Consider the following 14,596-nt stretch of genomic DNA (forward strand, 5'->3'; position numbering starts at 1 on the left):
TCTCCCACCACCACCCTCAACCGAGGCCCTACGGGCCGCTCCATCCGTTGCTGCGCGCCGACTTGGGGTCTGTGGCCGCGGCCCGGGAATGCCCATGGGGCGGGGTGCGTTGGCGTATACGAAATGAGGGAGGCGCGTTAACGGTGCTCGATCCGCAGGATCTCTACGCATGGGACCCCAAAGGGCTTGCCGTGGCCGACGTGGCACTGGCTCAGGACACGGCGGGGCTTGTCATGCTCTACCACTTCGACGGGTACATCGACGCCGGTGACACCGGTGAGCAGCTCGTGGAGCGGCTGCTCGGGGGGCTGCCCGGCCAGACCGTGGCCCGTTTCGACGTCGACCGGCTCGTCGACTACCGTGCCCGCCGCCCCGTGCTGACCTTCGAGCGTGACCGCTGGACGGCGTACGACCAGCCGAAGCTCGAGGTGAACCTCCTCCAGGACGCCACCGGTGCGCCGTTCCTGCTGCTTTCCGGGCCCGAGCCGGATGTGGAGTGGGAGCGCTTCGCAGCCGCCGTACGACAGATCGTCGAGCGGCTCGGCGTCCGCCTCTCCGTGAACTTCCACGGCATTCCCATGGGCGTTCCGCACACCCGTCCCGTCGGGATCACGCCGCACGGGAACCGTCTCGACCTCATGCCCGGTCACCAGCCCCTCTTCGACGAAGCACAGGTGCCGGGCAGCGCCGAGTCCCTCGTCGAGTTCCGCCTCGCCGAGGCGGGCCACGACGTCCTCGGCGTCGCCGCGCACGTACCGCACTACATCGCTCGCTCGCCGTACCCCGACGCCGCGCTCACCGTGCTGGAGGCGATCACGGCCGCGACCGGCCTGGTGCTGCCGAGCATCGCGCATGCGCTGCGCACGGAGGCGCACCGGACCCAGAGCGAGATCGAGCGTCAGATCGGGGAGGGCGATGAGGAGCTCGTGGCTCTCGTCCGCGGTCTGGAAAACCAGTACGACGCGGCGGCAGGCGCCCAGACGCGCGGCAATCTCGTCGCCGAGCCCATGCAACTGCCGTCCGCTGATGAGCTGGGCCAGGAGTTCGAGCGCTTCCTCGCGGAGCGCGAGGGCGACAGCGGCTAACCGGGGCCAGGCGGTTCCGGACCGGGACGCGGGCCTGCGTGTGAGCCATGCGCCTGCCCCGACCGCGGCAGCGGCGGCCACCCCGGCGAGGGGATGACTGACCGGGGGCGGTGGTTGCGGGCCGGGATTCGGGCCTGCGTGTGAGCCATGCGTCTGCCCCGACCGCGGCAGCGGCCATCCCGGCGAGGGATAGTCTGACCGCATGCTGAAGGTGGGCCTGACGGGCGGAATCGGAGCGGGCAAGAGCGAGGTGTCGCGGCTGCTCGCCTCGTACGGCGCCGTGATCGTGGACGCGGACAGGATCGCCCGGGAGGTCGTGGAGCCCGGGACACCCGGACTGGCGGCGGTCGTCGCGGAGTTCGGCCCGGAGGTCCTCGACGAGGCCGGCCGGCTCGACCGCCCCAAGCTCGGCGGCATCGTCTTCAACGACCCCGAGCGGCTGCGGGCGCTGAATGCCATCGTGCACCCGCTCGTGGGCGCGCGCTCGGCCGAACTGGAGGCGTCGGCGGGCGACGACGCGATCGTCGTCCACGACGTGCCGCTGCTCGCCGAGAACGGCCTGGCCCCGCTGTACGACCTGGTGGTGGTCGTGGACGCGTCCCCGCAGACACAGCTCGACCGTCTGGTCCGGTTGCGCGGCATGTCCGAGTCCGAGGCCCGCTCCCGTATGTCCGCGCAGGCGACGCGCGAGCAGCGGCTGGCGGTCGCGGATGTGGTGATCGACAACGACGGTCCGCTGGACGCCCTGGAACCGCAGGTCAGGAAGGTGTGGGAGGAGCTGCGCGAGCGGGCGGGCGCTGTGCGCGGCTGACGGCCGACAGCTCTGCGGCGGTCCGCCACGGGGGCTGCGGACCGTGGGTCAGCTCACGCTACGCACTGCGGCGAGAAGCCGGGGTCGGCCGGGCCCTTGCGGTGCAGTGCGTTGATCACCCACTGGGCGACCACGGGGTCGTTGGGGGTCTGGTCGTGCTCGATCGGGTCCAGCGGGCACCGGTCCTGCAGGGTGATGTTGGTGACCTGCCGTTCCGGACCGTCGAGGAAGGCGCTGGTGTAGGGCGTGACGACCTCGTCGTTCTTGGTCGTGACGACGGTGTAGTCCGGACCCGGCACGGTGTCCCCGCCGGCGTTGAGCTCGGTCAGGAAGGGGGAGCCGGCCTGCTGGTCCGCGCAGGCCGGACAGATGGTGGCTCCCGTCACGGGTGCCAGCGGGTTGTCTGTGCCGTGGTTGGACGGCACGATGCCGACCAGATCGTCGACCTTCGCCGCCCCCTGCAGGAACTTGATGTAGTAGCGCGGCATCATGCCGCCCTGGCTGTGCCCGACGATGTCCACTTTGTGCGCCCCGGTGGCGCCGAGTACGGCATCCAAGAACGGCCGGAGTTCGCGTGCGGAGTCCGCCACGGGCCCGGTCGCGTCGTTCCCGTAGTTGAGTGCGAAGACACAGAAGCCGGCGTCGGCGAGCTTCGGCGCCAGGGTGCTCCAGTTCTTCGCCATGTTCTCGAACGTCCCGTGGACGAGCACGACCGGATCGGGGTGTTCTGCGCTCGGCTTGCAGGACCAGTTGTTCGCTCCGGGCGGGGACACGTCCACGGGATCGCCGACGGCGGGCGCGGCGATGGCGGTCACAGCGGTGACCGCCGAGGCGAGGAGCACGGCGAGGGAGCGGCGACGCATGGCATTCCTTACGCGGCTGCGGGCCTCCCGGCGGCCGCACGCAGGTCGGGGTGAAACGGAATGTTTACGTCCCTTTACTTGCGCGTCAAGGAGTCGGGGCGTGGGATATGCGCCACAGGGGCCGAGGCGGGACCACAAGGGCCTCCCCGGCTTCGACGGCTGTTCGGCAGAGCGCACACTGTGTCATGTGCGCGATCGTGATCGGATGGGAATGCTCTCCCGGACGCCGTTGTTGTGCCGATCGCGGCGACGAGTCGTACCGTCGCGCCGAGCTCGCTGAGGAGACGACCGTGCCGGAGCGCACCCCGGAGACGAACGTGATCGACTTCCGCGCCGCGGAGCAGCTACTGGCTGCGCGGGATCCGCGGGGTGCGATCAAGCTGCTCGACTCGGTCATCGCCGCCCACCCCGAAAGTGGAGCCGCCCGGATCTTGCGGGGGCGTGCCTACTTCGCGGCAGCCCAACTCCGCTCCGCCGAGCGTGAATTCCGGCTCATCGTGGAGCGGGAACCGGACAACGCCTTCGTCCACTTCGCCCTGGCGCGCACGCTCGAGCGCGCCAACCGCCGAGACGAGGCCACCCGCCACTTCCGCCTCGCCGCCGCCCTCGATCCCCGCCCGGACTTCGTCAGGGCGGCCCGCTTCGGCGAGAGCGGCTGACGCGGCCCCGTAGTCCCCACCTCTGATCAGCCCGACTACCCGGCCGGCGTGCTGTCCACCGGAACGTCCGGTGAGCGGACAGCGCGCGCCGGTATCTGAGCACGGAATCAGGGTCCGCGCGTGAGGGGTTGAATCTCGGCCATCCGTCGCGCGGGCTGTGACGCCGGTTCCCGCGCTTCCGGCGCCGGTGTCGGTGCCGACCGACGGGGTGGCGGTTCGGCGACACGTCGGTTTTCCGCCACGCCGCGCGGGCTGTTGGCCGCGCGGAAACACTCTTTACTCATGGCTACAACCTTCTTCACGGCCGCCCCCCACGAACGGGAAGGAGATGACATGCGTAGATGGACCGCGATGGCAGCCCCGTTGGCCATGGCCTTGGTGCTGTTCGTCCCCGGTACGGCGAAGGCCTCGGTGGTCTGGGACGGCGATGCCTCCAAGGGCACGGGTGTCTTTGCCCTGATCGGCAGCAACTGTGCCTCTCCGGGGAGCGTCACCGTGGTGAGCGACGACTCGCGCGGCAAGATATTCCGCTTCCGGAAGCCCGCCGGCCTCGAGCGTTGTGAGAGTCGTGGCATCGCGAACAACGGTCAGAAGTACCACTTCGTCAACGGCAGGACGTACTACCTCGGCTGGTCCTTCAGGCTCTCCAACCCGGTGAACAACCACGCCGTCTTCCAGTGGAAGTCCTACGGGAACCACATCCAGAACTGGCCTGTGGTGCTCAAGATGGTCGACGGCAAGCTGACGATGCTCCAGCGCCAGCCGAACAACGTGGTCCACACGCCCTGGTCCAAGACGATCACGGCCACCAACTGGAATCACATCGTCCTGGGCCTGCACCTCTCGGATCAGACGACCGGCGGCTGGGTGGAGCTGTGGCTCAACGGCGCCAAGCAGACGTTCACCAACGGCTCGCAGCGCTGGGCCGCCCGGACCTGGGACGACATCAACGACCCGAAGTGGGGGGTGTACGGCGCCGATGCGAGCAGCGTCGACAACCACCTCGACGACCTCAAGGTCGGCACCACGTACGCCGACGTGGCGACCAGCTCCGAGCCCACCCCCACGGAGCCGCCGCAGGACACGTACCCCGCCTGGGCTCCCGGCACCCCGTACACCGTCGACGCCCAAGTCTCCTACGACGGCCGCAACTATCGGTGTCTGCAGGCCCACACCTCCCAGACCGGATGGGAGCCGCCCAACACCCCGGCGCTCTGGCAAGAGGTCACCTGACGCGCACCCCTGAAGTCTGCGTCATACCTGCGGGTCGCCGAGAATCCCCAGCTGGGCCGCCTGAAGTCCGGCCTGGAACCGCGTCTGCGCGTTGAGTTGGTCCATCACCCGGCGCATCCGCCGTTCAACCGTACGCTGCGCGACACCGAGACGCCGGGCGATCGTCTCGTCGGTGAGGCCCGCGGCCGCCAGCGCGAGGAGCTGCTCGTCGTCGGCGGTGAACCGCTTGGCGGGTTGCCGCCTGTCCCGCGACCACAGCGGTACGGCTTGCTGCCACAGCAGCTCGAACAGCGTGACCAGTCCGTCGAGTAGCGCCGAGCCCTGCAGCACCAGCACCTCCTGCTCGGTCGGCAGGACGAACGGGACCAGGGCGAGGCTCCGGTCGCTGATGACGAGCTTCAGGGGCACGTCGGCCAGCACCCGGCTCTCCTCGCCCCGGGCGGCCAGCGTGCGGACCTTGGCGAGTTTCTCCGGGGTGTCCAGCGAGGACTGGTCGTAGATCGTCCGGTACAGGACGCCCCGGCTCAGCTGCTCGTTCTGGATCTGCACCTGCCGGTGCGCCGGATCGGAGACGTACGGCGGGCGGTCGATGATGAAGACCTCGCGGCGGGTGGCCTGCTGCGCCTGGAAGAACCGCTGTTGGATCGCCTGCCGGCCCCGTACGACGGTGACCGGGGAGGAGTTGTCGTCCGCGATCCGGAACTCCTCGGCGAGCAGAGCGGCCCCGATCCGCGCCCGTTCCAGATCCTTCTGCCGCTGCAGGGCCAAGACCTCCACCGCGGTCTCCGGAGCTGCCGGCGTGTAGCGGACCGGGCGGCTCGGGGTACGGGTCAGCAGGCCCAGCGACTCTAGCGAGTTCAGGTGCCGACGCACCCGTGCGGCCTGCCAGCCGACGGCGTGCGCGAGATCGGCGAGCGTCGCCTGGGGGTGGCGCAGCAGCACCCGGTACAGCATCTCGTCGGCCGGTGAGACGCCGAGCGGGGCGAGCACCCCACCGGCCGGCGTCCCTACCGGCTGCTGTTGTTCGCCCATCTGCTTCACCGTCATCCGATGTCGGAATCCCGACGAGTACGGTATTCCGACAGTGCTGTTGACGTCCACGGGCCGTACATTTCGTTTCAGCGGCCGACCACGTTACCACTCCGCTCACCCCCCTCAAGAGGTCGGCCGCGGTCCCCACAACTCGAGGAGTCACCATGAGGAAGCTCCTGCTCGGGGCGGCCCTAACCGCCCTGTTAACGGCATCGACCGGGCCCGCATCCTGGGCCGCGACACCCCCCGAAAAGGCAGCGGAGACAAGCGGCTACATCGTCGTTCTGCGGCCCGGCGGCGAGAGCGCGAAGACGTTCGCGCGACAGTTCGCTGGTAACCACCGGGCCACCTCGATCGGTCACATCTACACGACCGCGCTGAGCGGGTTCTCGGCGAAGCTGACGCCGGCGGATGTGCGTGCCCTGCGCGCCGATCCGCAAGTGGCGTACGTCGAGCCCGACCGCGTGGCGCACATCACCGCGCAGGAGACGGCGAACGGTGTGCGGCGGACCTTCACCGCGGACAACCCCGGTCTCAAGGTCGGTGACGGCAAGGACGAGCGGGTCGACGCCGATGTGGCCGTACTGGACACCGGTATCGACTTCGACCACCCCGACCTCAACGTGGTTCAGCGCACCAACTGTCTCAACACCGCTACGTGTGCTGACAACACCGGCGACGACGACAATGGGCACGGCAGCAATGTGGCCGGTATCGCCGGCTCGCTGGACAACGGCATCGGGTACGTCGGCGTCGCGCCGGGCGCCCGGCTGTGGTCGGTGAAGGTGCTCAACCAGAGCGGCAGCGGCAACCAGACCGGCATCATCGCAGGCCTCGACTGGGTGGCGAAGCACGCCGACGAAATCGAGGTGGCGAACCTGAGCCTCGGCTTCAACGGCACCGTGCAGGCCGTGAACGACGCGGTCAACGGGGCGATAGCCAAGGGCATCATCGTCACCGCATCGGCCGGCAACAGCAAGAAGGACGCCAAGGACCAGTCGCCGGCGAATGTGCCCGACGCGATCACGGTGTCCTCGCTCTCCGACAGCGACGGCAAGCCGGGCGGCACGGGTGGCGGCTTCGGCTGGTGCAACCAGAACAACAAGAACAAGGACGACACCCTGTCGGACTACAGCAACTGGGGCACGATCGTCGATCTGATTGCGCCGGGCGACTGCATCAAGTCGGCGTACAAGAACGGCGGCTACTCCAACTTCTCCGGCACCTCGCAGGCGGCCCCGCACGCTGCGGGCGCTGCGGCCTGGCTGACCACCAACGGCAACAAGCCGACGAACCGGGCCGAGGTGCTCGCTATCCGGGACACCCTCGTCGCGGAAGGCAATTCCAACTGGACGGACACGGCCCCTGACAATGCCAAGGAGCCGCTGCTGGACCTGTCCAACACCCAGATTTTCCCGCCCAAGCCGAAGGACCCGGGCGCTCCCACCGCGAAGATCACCGCAAGTTGCTCCAACGACCAGGCGACCTGCAGCTTCGACGGCAGTGGCTCGACCGACGCGGACGGCACGATCGCCTCGTACGCCTGGGAATTCGGCGACGGCAAAACCGGATCGGGCAAGATGGTCTCGCACACCTACGCGAAGTCCGGTTACTACTCGGTGAGCCTCACCGTCACCGACAACGAGGGCAAGACGCACAAGACCCGGCAGCAGTTCAAGGCCGGCAACGTAGCGCCCACGGCGAGCATCGGCGGCAACAGCTGCATCGCCCAGCCCAAGTGCACCTTCGACGCCAGTGGTTCCACTGACCCGGAGGGCATGCCGATGACCTACAAGTGGGACTTCGGCGACGGCACGAGTGGCACCGGCGTCAAGGTCGAGCACGCCTATTCGTCCAAGGACGCCAAGTACACGGTGATGCTGACGGTCTCCGACGACAAGGGACAGACCGGCACCGCGAAGACGGAAGTCGACTGCAAGAAGCTCCTCGATTCCGTCCAGTGCTACAGCTTCTAGCTCTGGCCTGAACCGCCGTCCGCGCCCGGGCACAGGGGGCCTCCAGCCCTTGTGCCCGGGCCGCGGCTTGCGGCGTCCGCCGAACCGCTGGAGCTCAGGGGCGATGCCGCCGCGGCGGCCGGGGCTCAGCCGTGCACCTCGGCGTTCCACGGCGGGTGCTGGACCGGGCGCACGTCGTCCGTCCGGCCTCGTCGCTCCCCTCCGGTGCGAACTCCTCATGACCTCCGCGCGGCACCCGTCGGCCCCGGGCCGACGGGGCGCGAGGCTGCTGCTCAGCGCCGCCCGATGGCCGAGGCGGACCAGACGTCGTCGCCGAGTTCGAAGGGGAGCGGGCCCTCGGACCAGGGCGGTGCGATACGGCGGGGCAGGGGTTCTCGCGGGGCGGCCGTAGACTCGCAGACCCGCACGGGACGGCAGCACGCTACAAGGGGGGAGCCGGGTGGCACGAACACACCTGCCTCCGGCTGACGCCCTGGAGGACTGCGCCGCGGTCTTTCTGCCGGACGAGCCGCCGCGGCACGGGAAAATCGCCTTCTGGCGACCCGACGGCACAGCGCCACCCGGCGCCGCCGACGAGCTGACCGTCGTACGCCCCCACGGCACCGGAGTGCGCAGCCGCATCGTCCCCGCCCTGCTGCTGCCCGTCGCCGTTGCCGTACCGCTGCTGGCTCGTGCCCGGCACGACCCTGCTGCCCATCTCGCCGCCGCCTGCTGGGGCGCGGCGGCCCTGCATGCCCTGCACCTTGCCGCCCGCGGCCGGCTCCTCCCCGGACTGACCGCGGGGGACATCGACGCCTGGCGGGCTGGGCCACTGGACGCCGAGGACGTCGCGCATCTGCGTGCCATCGCCGAGGCCATGCCCCCCGAGGCTCACGCCGTGCCCGTCCCGGGCCGCAAGCCTCTGCAGCTGCCCCACCCGGAGGGGCTGGTCAGGGCCTTCCTCGATGCGGTCGTGGATGCCCTCCCCCGTACGCCTGCAGCCTCGCACGCGGTCGGCGCACCCTTCGCCGCGAGCGAGCCGCAGCGGCTGCCCCGCGCACGCGAGTGGGCCGCCGAGGTGGCGGCGGGGATGGATACAGGAGTCCGGATCTCGCTGCGGCTGGACCTCTCTCCGTACGACATCTTCGACGCGGGGGAGGGCGAGCAGGGGGCCGCGGCCGCGGTCGTCCAGGTCCACAGCCTCGCCGACCCGACCCTGATCACCGACGCGGCCGCGCTGTGGGCCGGAGCAGATCACTTCGGGCCGCGCGCGCGGATCGACACCCTGCTCGCACTGCGCCGCGCGGCCCGCATCTGGCCGCCGCTCGCCCGCCTGCTGGAGCGGCCCGTGCCGGATGTGCTGCCGCTGACCGAGGAGGAGCTGTACGAGCTGCTCGGCCAGGCCGCAAACCGGCTCGGCGCGGCAGGAGTCGCCGTTCACTGGCCCAAGGAGCTGGCGCGCGAACTGACCGCCACCGCCGTCGTACGCCCCGGGCCCGGTTCCGCCGCCGACGGCTTCGGCTTCTTCGAGACCGGGCAACTCCTCCAGTTCCGCTGGCAGTTGGCTCTCGGCGGCGAGCCGCTCACGGAGTCGGAGATGGATGCCCTCGCCGAGGCGCACCGTCCCGTCGTACGGCTGCGCGACCAGTGGGTGCTGGTGGACCCCGCCCTCGTGCGCAAGGCCCGCAAGCGCGAACTCGGCCTGCTGGACCCGGTGGACGCCCTGTCGGTGGCGCTGACCGGCACGGCAGAGGTGGACGGCGAGAGCGTCGAGGCGGTACCGGTGGGTGCGCTGGCCGAGCTCCGTACCCGCCTCACCGCCGATGCGCCGCCCGTCGTCGCCCAGCCGGACGGACTGCACGCCACGCTGCGCGACTACCAGCTGCGCGGCCTCGCCTGGCTCGACCTGATGACCTCTCTCGGCCTCGGCGGCTGTCTCGCCGACGATATGGGCCTCGGCAAGACGATCACCCTGATCGCCCTCCACCTGCACCGCTGCCACCCGGCGCCGACCCTGGTGGTCTGCCCGGCCTCCCTGCTCGGCAACTGGCAACGCGAGATCGAACGCTTCGCGCCAGGCGTCCCCGTACGCCGCTTCCACGGCACCGACCGCTCCCTGAAGGGCCAGGCGGGCGGTTTCGTCCTCACGACGTACGGCACGATGCGCAGAAGTGCCACCGAACTGGCCGACCGGACCTGGGGATTGGTCGTCGCCGACGAGGCCCAACATGTGAAGAACCCCCACTCCTCGACGGCAAAAGCCCTGCGCACCATCAGGGCACCCGCGCGGGTCGCCCTCACCGGCACGCCCGTCGAGAACAACCTCTCCGAGCTCTGGGCCCTCCTCGACTGGACCACCCCCGGACTCCTCGGCCCCTTGAAGGCCTTCCGCGCGCGGCACGCGCGCGTGGTCGAGGGCGGCGAGGACCAGCAGGCGACCGAGCGCCTCGCCCGTCTCGTACGGCCCTTCCTGCTGCGCCGCAAGAAGTCGGACCCGGGCATCGCCCCCGAGCTGCCGCCTAAGACCGAGACCGACCACCCCGTCGCGCTCGGCCGCGAACAGACCGCGTTGTACGAAGCCGTCGTACGCGAGACCCTTGCCCGGATCGAGGCGGCGGAAGGCATCGCCCGCCGCGGCCTGGTGATGAAACTGCTCACCGCGCTGAAGCAGATCTGCAACCACCCGGCGCAGTATCTGAAGGAGACCGCCCCGGGGCTCACGACGGCCCGCTCCGGCAAGCTCGAGCTCCTCGACGAACTGCTGGACACGATCCTCGCGGAGGACAGTGCGGTTCTGGTCTTCACGCAGTACGTGGAGATGGCGCGCCTGATCGAGAAACACCTCGCCGGCCGGGGCATCCCGGCCCAACTCCTCCACGGCGGCACACCCGTGGACCGGCGCGAGACGATGGTCGACCGCTTCCAGTCCGGCCAGGTCCCCGTCTTCCTCCTCTCCTTGAAGGCGGCCGGGACGGGCCTCAACCTCACCCGCGCGGGGCATGTGATCCACTACGACCGCTGGTGGAACCCGGCCGTCGAGGAGCAGGCCACCGACCGCGCGTACCGCATCGGGCAGACCCAGCCGGTGCAGGTGCACCGGCTGATCGCCGAAGGGACGGTCGAGGACCGCATTGCACTGCTGCTCGACTCCAAGCGCGCCCTTGCCGATGCTGTCCTCGGCGACGGCGGCGAGGCGGCGCTCACCGAACTGAGCGATGCGGAGCTCGCCGACCTCGTCGCTCTGCGGAGGACGTCATGACGGGCCGCCGCACGTTTCCGCCCATTCCCCCGCGACCCGGCAGCCGTGGGCCGTTCGCGGAGTCCTGGTGGGGCAATGCGTGGGTGCAGGCGCTGGAGGAGACCTCGCTGGACCCGGGCCGCCTCTCGCGCGGCCGCACGTACGCGCGCGGCGGGTACGTCGACGCGATCACGGTCACCCCGGGCCGTATCGCGGCGGCAGTCCGCGGCAGCCGCCCGCGCCCGTACCGCACCGCAATCCGCCTCCAGGTCCTCTCCGAGCAGGACTGGAACACCTTCCTCGACGCCGTGTCCGCGCAACCTGCCCACATCGCCGCGCTCCTGGACAAGGACATGCCGCGCGCCCTCGTCGAGGCGGCGGAGACGGCAGGCGTCCACCTCCTGCCGGGACCGGGCGACCTGGACCCTGATTGCTCCTGCCCCGACCACGGGCACCCGTGCAAGCACGCCGCGGCCCTGTGCTACCAGACGGCCCGGCTCCTGGACGCCGACCCCTTCGTCCTCCTGCTGATGCGCGGCCGGGACGAAGGCGAACTCCTCGACGAACTCGCCCGCCGCAATGCGGCTCGGGCCGCCTGCGAGAAGCCGGCCAAGACCGAGACCGCCGTGGCGGGCGTCAGCGCCCGCGAGGCCCTGTCCCCAATGGACCGTCCGCCGCTCCCCACGCCTTTCGCCCCGCCCACCGCACCCGCCCATCCGCCCGTGTTCCCGGAGCTGGACGGCGCCCCGGCCGCGGAAGCGCTCGAATTCCTGGCCATCGACGCGTCGTCCCGCGCCCGCACTTTCCTGAGCATCGGGGCCACTGGCGCGAACCCCTTCGCGGCACTCCCGCCATGGCATGACGCTGTCCGCCTCGCCGCCACCCACCCCCACCTCTCCGGCCGCCGCAGTTTCTCCCCGCTCTTCTCGCGCCTGGCCGAGAGCACGGGTCACACCCCCCAGGACCTCGCCCGGGCGGCCGCCGCCTGGCGCCAGGGCGGCCCGGAAGGCCTGGCCGTACTCGAAACTCCCTGGGACCCCCCGGCCGGCGACTTCGACCGCGCCCGCAGCGCCTTGGCCGCCGCGGGCCTGCCCCGCATGTCCATCTGGCGCAATCACCTCACCGACCCGTCGCGCGTCATTCAGCTCCGCTATTGGCAGGACGGCCGCTGGTACCCGTACCGCTCGGACAAGGGCCGGGACGACTGGTGGCCGGAGGGCCCGGCGGACGAGGACCCGGTGGGGGCCCTGACGGGAACGCTCCGTGGGTGACGGCCTGTTGACCTCGCCTGACCACCAGGCGTAACACGAGCTCCCCCACGCGGGGCCGGGCCGACGCGGGCCGGATGGACGCAGAGGGACCGGGTATTGACACTACTCCTCGTTTACATCACCCTTTCACTACTTGATTAATGAAAGGGTGTTAGTGCTTGGTCGAGTTCCGGATCGACCGCCGCAGCGGCGTGGCCACGTACCTCCAGATCGTCCAGCAGACCAAGCAGGCCCTGAGGCTCGGGCTGCTGGAGCCCGGCGACCGGCTGCCCACTGCCCGCGAGGTGGTCGAGGCGACAGCCATCAACCCGAACACCGTGCTGAAGGCCTACCGCGAGCTGGAGCGGGAGGGTCTGGTCGAAGCCCGGCGCGGCCTCGGCACGTTCGTACAGAAGTCACTGGGCGGGGCACCCGCCGGCTCGCCGCTCGGCACGGAGCTGGCCGACTGGATGAGGCGGGCCCGCGCGGGGGGACTCGATCGCGAGGACGCCGCCGCACTGTTCCACTCCGTACTGGATCAGGAGTTTCCCGAGGGGGAGCAATGAGCAAGGAAACGGCCGCACTTGAGGCGGTCGGGCTCGGCATGAGGTACGCGCGCCGCCGCGAGCACGTCCTGCGGGACTGCTCCTTCCGGCTGCCAACCGGCCGGATCTGCGCGCTCGTCGGGCCGAACGGCGCGGGAAAAAGCACCCTGCTCGCGCTCGCGGCCGGGCTGCTCCGGCCGACCGAGGGGACGGTACGGGTGCTGGGGGCAAGGCCGATCGAGTCGCGTGAGCGCGTCGCGTATGTCGCCCAGAACAAGCCGCTGTACCCGCAGCTCACCGTCGACTCGACCCTGCGACTCGGCGCCGAGCTGAACCCGGGCCGCTGGGACCAGGCCGCCGCCGAGCGGATCGCGTATGACAGCGGACTGGCCCCCGGAGCGAAGATCCGTACCCTCTCCGGCGGCCAGCGCACCCGGGTCGCGCTCGCCCTCGCCTTCGGCAAGCGATCCGAACTGCTCCTGCTGGACGAGCCGATGGCCGACCTCGATCCGCTCGCCCGCCACCAGCTGACCGGCACGCTGATGGCCCAGGCCGTGGAGCACGGCACCACCATCGTGATGTCCTCGCATGTCATCGCCGAGCTGGAGGACTCCTGCGACGACCTCCTGCTGCTCGGCGGCGGACGCATCCGCCTCGCGGGCGGATGCGAGGACATCCTTGCCGCGCACACCCTGATCACCGGAACGAACCAGGACTTCGGTCCCCACATCATCGTCGAGGAGCGGGTCACGGGCCGCGGCCGTACCGCACTGGTCCGCCCCCACGGCGAAATCGACACCGGCGCCTGGCTCGTCGAGGAACCCACCCTGGAGGAGCTGCTCCTCGCCCATCTGCGCAACCCCGGCGCCCCCGCGCTGCTCACCGAGAGCGCCACGCCCGCAACCCGGCAGGAGGCCGCCGTATGACCGCACCGACCCTTGTCTCTCGCGGCCCTCGCGGCCCTCGCGGTCTGACCTGGTCGGTGCTGCGAGTGCATCGTGCGCCGCTGTGGATCTGGACCGCTTTCGTCGCCGCCGGCATCGGCGGACTCCTCTGGCTGTACCGGATGGGCGAGGAGGCCGAGCTGGCAAACGGACCCTGCGGCACGGGCGGCGGTCTCCCGCCGTGCGGATCGATCCACGACGTCGTGTCCGACTACACTCCGCTGCTCGGCCTCGCCGCCGCCGTGATCGCCTACCTGCCCTTCGCCGTCGCCGCCTATGCGGGCGGCGCGCTCATCGGCCGCGAGCTGGAGAGCGGCACCGCCGCCCTCGCCTGGACCCAGTCCGTCACGCCGGCCCGATGGCTCGCCGCCAAGCTGGCTGTCCCCGCGCTGCTGTTCACCACCGGCACGGCGCTGCTGTCGCTGCTCTTGAGGTGGGTGTGGTCGTCGGGCGACAAGGCCCTGGTCAATCAGTGGTACGAGAACGACTTCTTCCACGCAACCGGCACGGCCGGCGTCGCTTACGTCCTCCTCGGCCTGGCTATCGGTGCCCTCGCCGGCCTTCTCATGCGCCGCGCACTGCCCGCACTGGGCCTGGCCTTCTTCGTCACTCTGCTCGTCTACTTCCTCGGCGACAGATACCGGTCCGAGCTGTGGCCGAAGGCCATATGGACCGGCGAGAAGGCGGTCTCCGTCCCTAACAGCGCCCAGCAGTTCGACCTGGCCATGGTCACCGCCTCCGGCAAGCGGGTCAACGACCTCGCCTGTTTCGGAACCGAGCACCCCAGCGACCTGAAGAAGTGCATGGCCCAGAACGGCGTCACGGACTTCTATGCCGAGGTCCATCCCGCCGCGCACTACTGGCCGATCCAGCTCGTCGAGACCGGCATCGTCCTCGCGCTCGCCGCACTCGCCACCGCAGCCGCCTTCTGGCTGCTGCGCCGCCGTACGCCCTGACGGGGGCGTACACCCCGACACGGCC

At 70.5% G+C, this 14,596-nt stretch carries 12 protein-coding genes; 10 read left to right on the plus strand and 2 right to left on the minus strand.

Features of this window, described 5'->3' with window-relative positions; translation table 11 throughout:
• Window positions 1-143 precede the first annotated feature (143 nt).
• Both ACTWQI_RS10220 and coaE read left to right on the plus strand, forming a co-directional pair.
• Entirely contained in the window at window positions 144-1,085 is a 942-nt protein-coding gene (locus ACTWQI_RS10220; RefSeq protein ID WP_443269462.1) for a PAC2 family protein, read from the plus strand.
• 202 nt (window positions 1,086-1,287) lie between these two features.
• A complete protein-coding gene (gene coaE, locus ACTWQI_RS10225) occupies window positions 1,288-1,896 on the plus strand; it encodes a dephospho-CoA kinase (protein ID WP_443269463.1) in 609 nt (202 codons plus the stop codon).
• 53 nt (window positions 1,897-1,949) lie between these two features.
• On the opposite strand, the gene ACTWQI_RS10230 is transcribed toward coaE, so the two are convergent.
• Window positions 1,950-2,759, minus strand: a complete 810-nt coding sequence (locus ACTWQI_RS10230) for an alpha/beta fold hydrolase (RefSeq protein WP_443269464.1) — start codon at window positions 2,757-2,759, stop codon at window positions 1,950-1,952.
• A 290-nt stretch (window positions 2,760-3,049) separates the two neighbouring features.
• On the opposite strand from ACTWQI_RS10230, the gene ACTWQI_RS10235 reads away from it, so the two are divergent.
• Window positions 3,050-3,418 carry a tetratricopeptide repeat protein gene (locus tag ACTWQI_RS10235; protein WP_443269465.1) on the plus strand — a complete coding sequence of 123 codons (369 nt, stop codon included), beginning with the start codon at window positions 3,050-3,052 and terminating at the stop codon, window positions 3,416-3,418.
• Window positions 3,419-3,751: 333 nt separating this feature from the next.
• Complete coding sequence (locus ACTWQI_RS10240) at window positions 3,752-4,651, plus strand: carbohydrate-binding protein (protein ID WP_443269466.1); 900 nt, start codon at window positions 3,752-3,754, stop codon at window positions 4,649-4,651.
• A 21-nt stretch (window positions 4,652-4,672) separates the two neighbouring features.
• Here ACTWQI_RS10240 and ACTWQI_RS10245 read toward each other — a convergent pair whose 3' ends face one another.
• Complete coding sequence (locus tag ACTWQI_RS10245) at window positions 4,673-5,698, minus strand: helix-turn-helix domain-containing protein (protein WP_443269467.1); 1,026 nt, start codon at window positions 5,696-5,698, stop codon at window positions 4,673-4,675.
• Between the two features lie 149 nt (window positions 5,699-5,847).
• Here ACTWQI_RS10245 and ACTWQI_RS10250 point away from each other — a divergent pair, with 149 nt between their 5' ends.
• The 6 genes from ACTWQI_RS10250 (at window position 5,848) to ACTWQI_RS10275 (ending at window position 14,571) form a co-directional block, all read left to right on the plus strand.
• The gene (locus tag ACTWQI_RS10250; RefSeq protein ID WP_443269468.1) at window positions 5,848-7,659 is read left to right on the plus strand and encodes a PKD domain-containing protein; all 1,812 of its coding nucleotides are present in this window, start codon (window positions 5,848-5,850) and stop codon (window positions 7,657-7,659) included.
• A 439-nt stretch (window positions 7,660-8,098) separates the two neighbouring features.
• Window positions 8,099-10,897: an SNF2-related protein gene (locus ACTWQI_RS10255; RefSeq protein ID WP_443269469.1), complete on the plus strand. Its 2,799-nt coding sequence runs from the start codon at window positions 8,099-8,101 to the stop codon at window positions 10,895-10,897.
• Window positions 10,894-12,147 carry an SWIM zinc finger family protein gene (locus ACTWQI_RS10260; RefSeq protein ID WP_443269470.1) on the plus strand — a complete coding sequence of 418 codons (1,254 nt, stop codon included), beginning with the start codon at window positions 10,894-10,896 and terminating at the stop codon, window positions 12,145-12,147. The genes ACTWQI_RS10255 and ACTWQI_RS10260 overlap by 4 nt, the downstream gene beginning before the upstream one ends.
• A gap of 158 nt (window positions 12,148-12,305) precedes the next feature.
• A complete protein-coding gene (locus ACTWQI_RS10265) occupies window positions 12,306-12,692 on the plus strand; it encodes a GntR family transcriptional regulator (protein ID WP_443269471.1) in 387 nt (128 codons plus the stop codon).
• Window positions 12,689-13,597, plus strand: coding sequence for an ABC transporter ATP-binding protein (locus tag ACTWQI_RS10270; protein ID WP_443269472.1), 909 nt, complete (start codon window positions 12,689-12,691; stop codon window positions 13,595-13,597). Before ACTWQI_RS10265 ends, ACTWQI_RS10270 begins: the two co-directional genes overlap by 4 nt.
• Window positions 13,594-14,571: a hypothetical protein gene (locus tag ACTWQI_RS10275; RefSeq protein WP_443269473.1), complete on the plus strand. Its 978-nt coding sequence runs from the start codon at window positions 13,594-13,596 to the stop codon at window positions 14,569-14,571. The genes ACTWQI_RS10270 and ACTWQI_RS10275 overlap by 4 nt, the downstream gene beginning before the upstream one ends.
• Window positions 14,572-14,596 lie beyond the last annotated feature (25 nt).

Source organism: Streptomyces sp. KR80 (assembly GCF_052245555.1).
GTDB lineage: Bacteria > Actinomycetota > Actinomycetes > Streptomycetales > Streptomycetaceae > Streptomyces.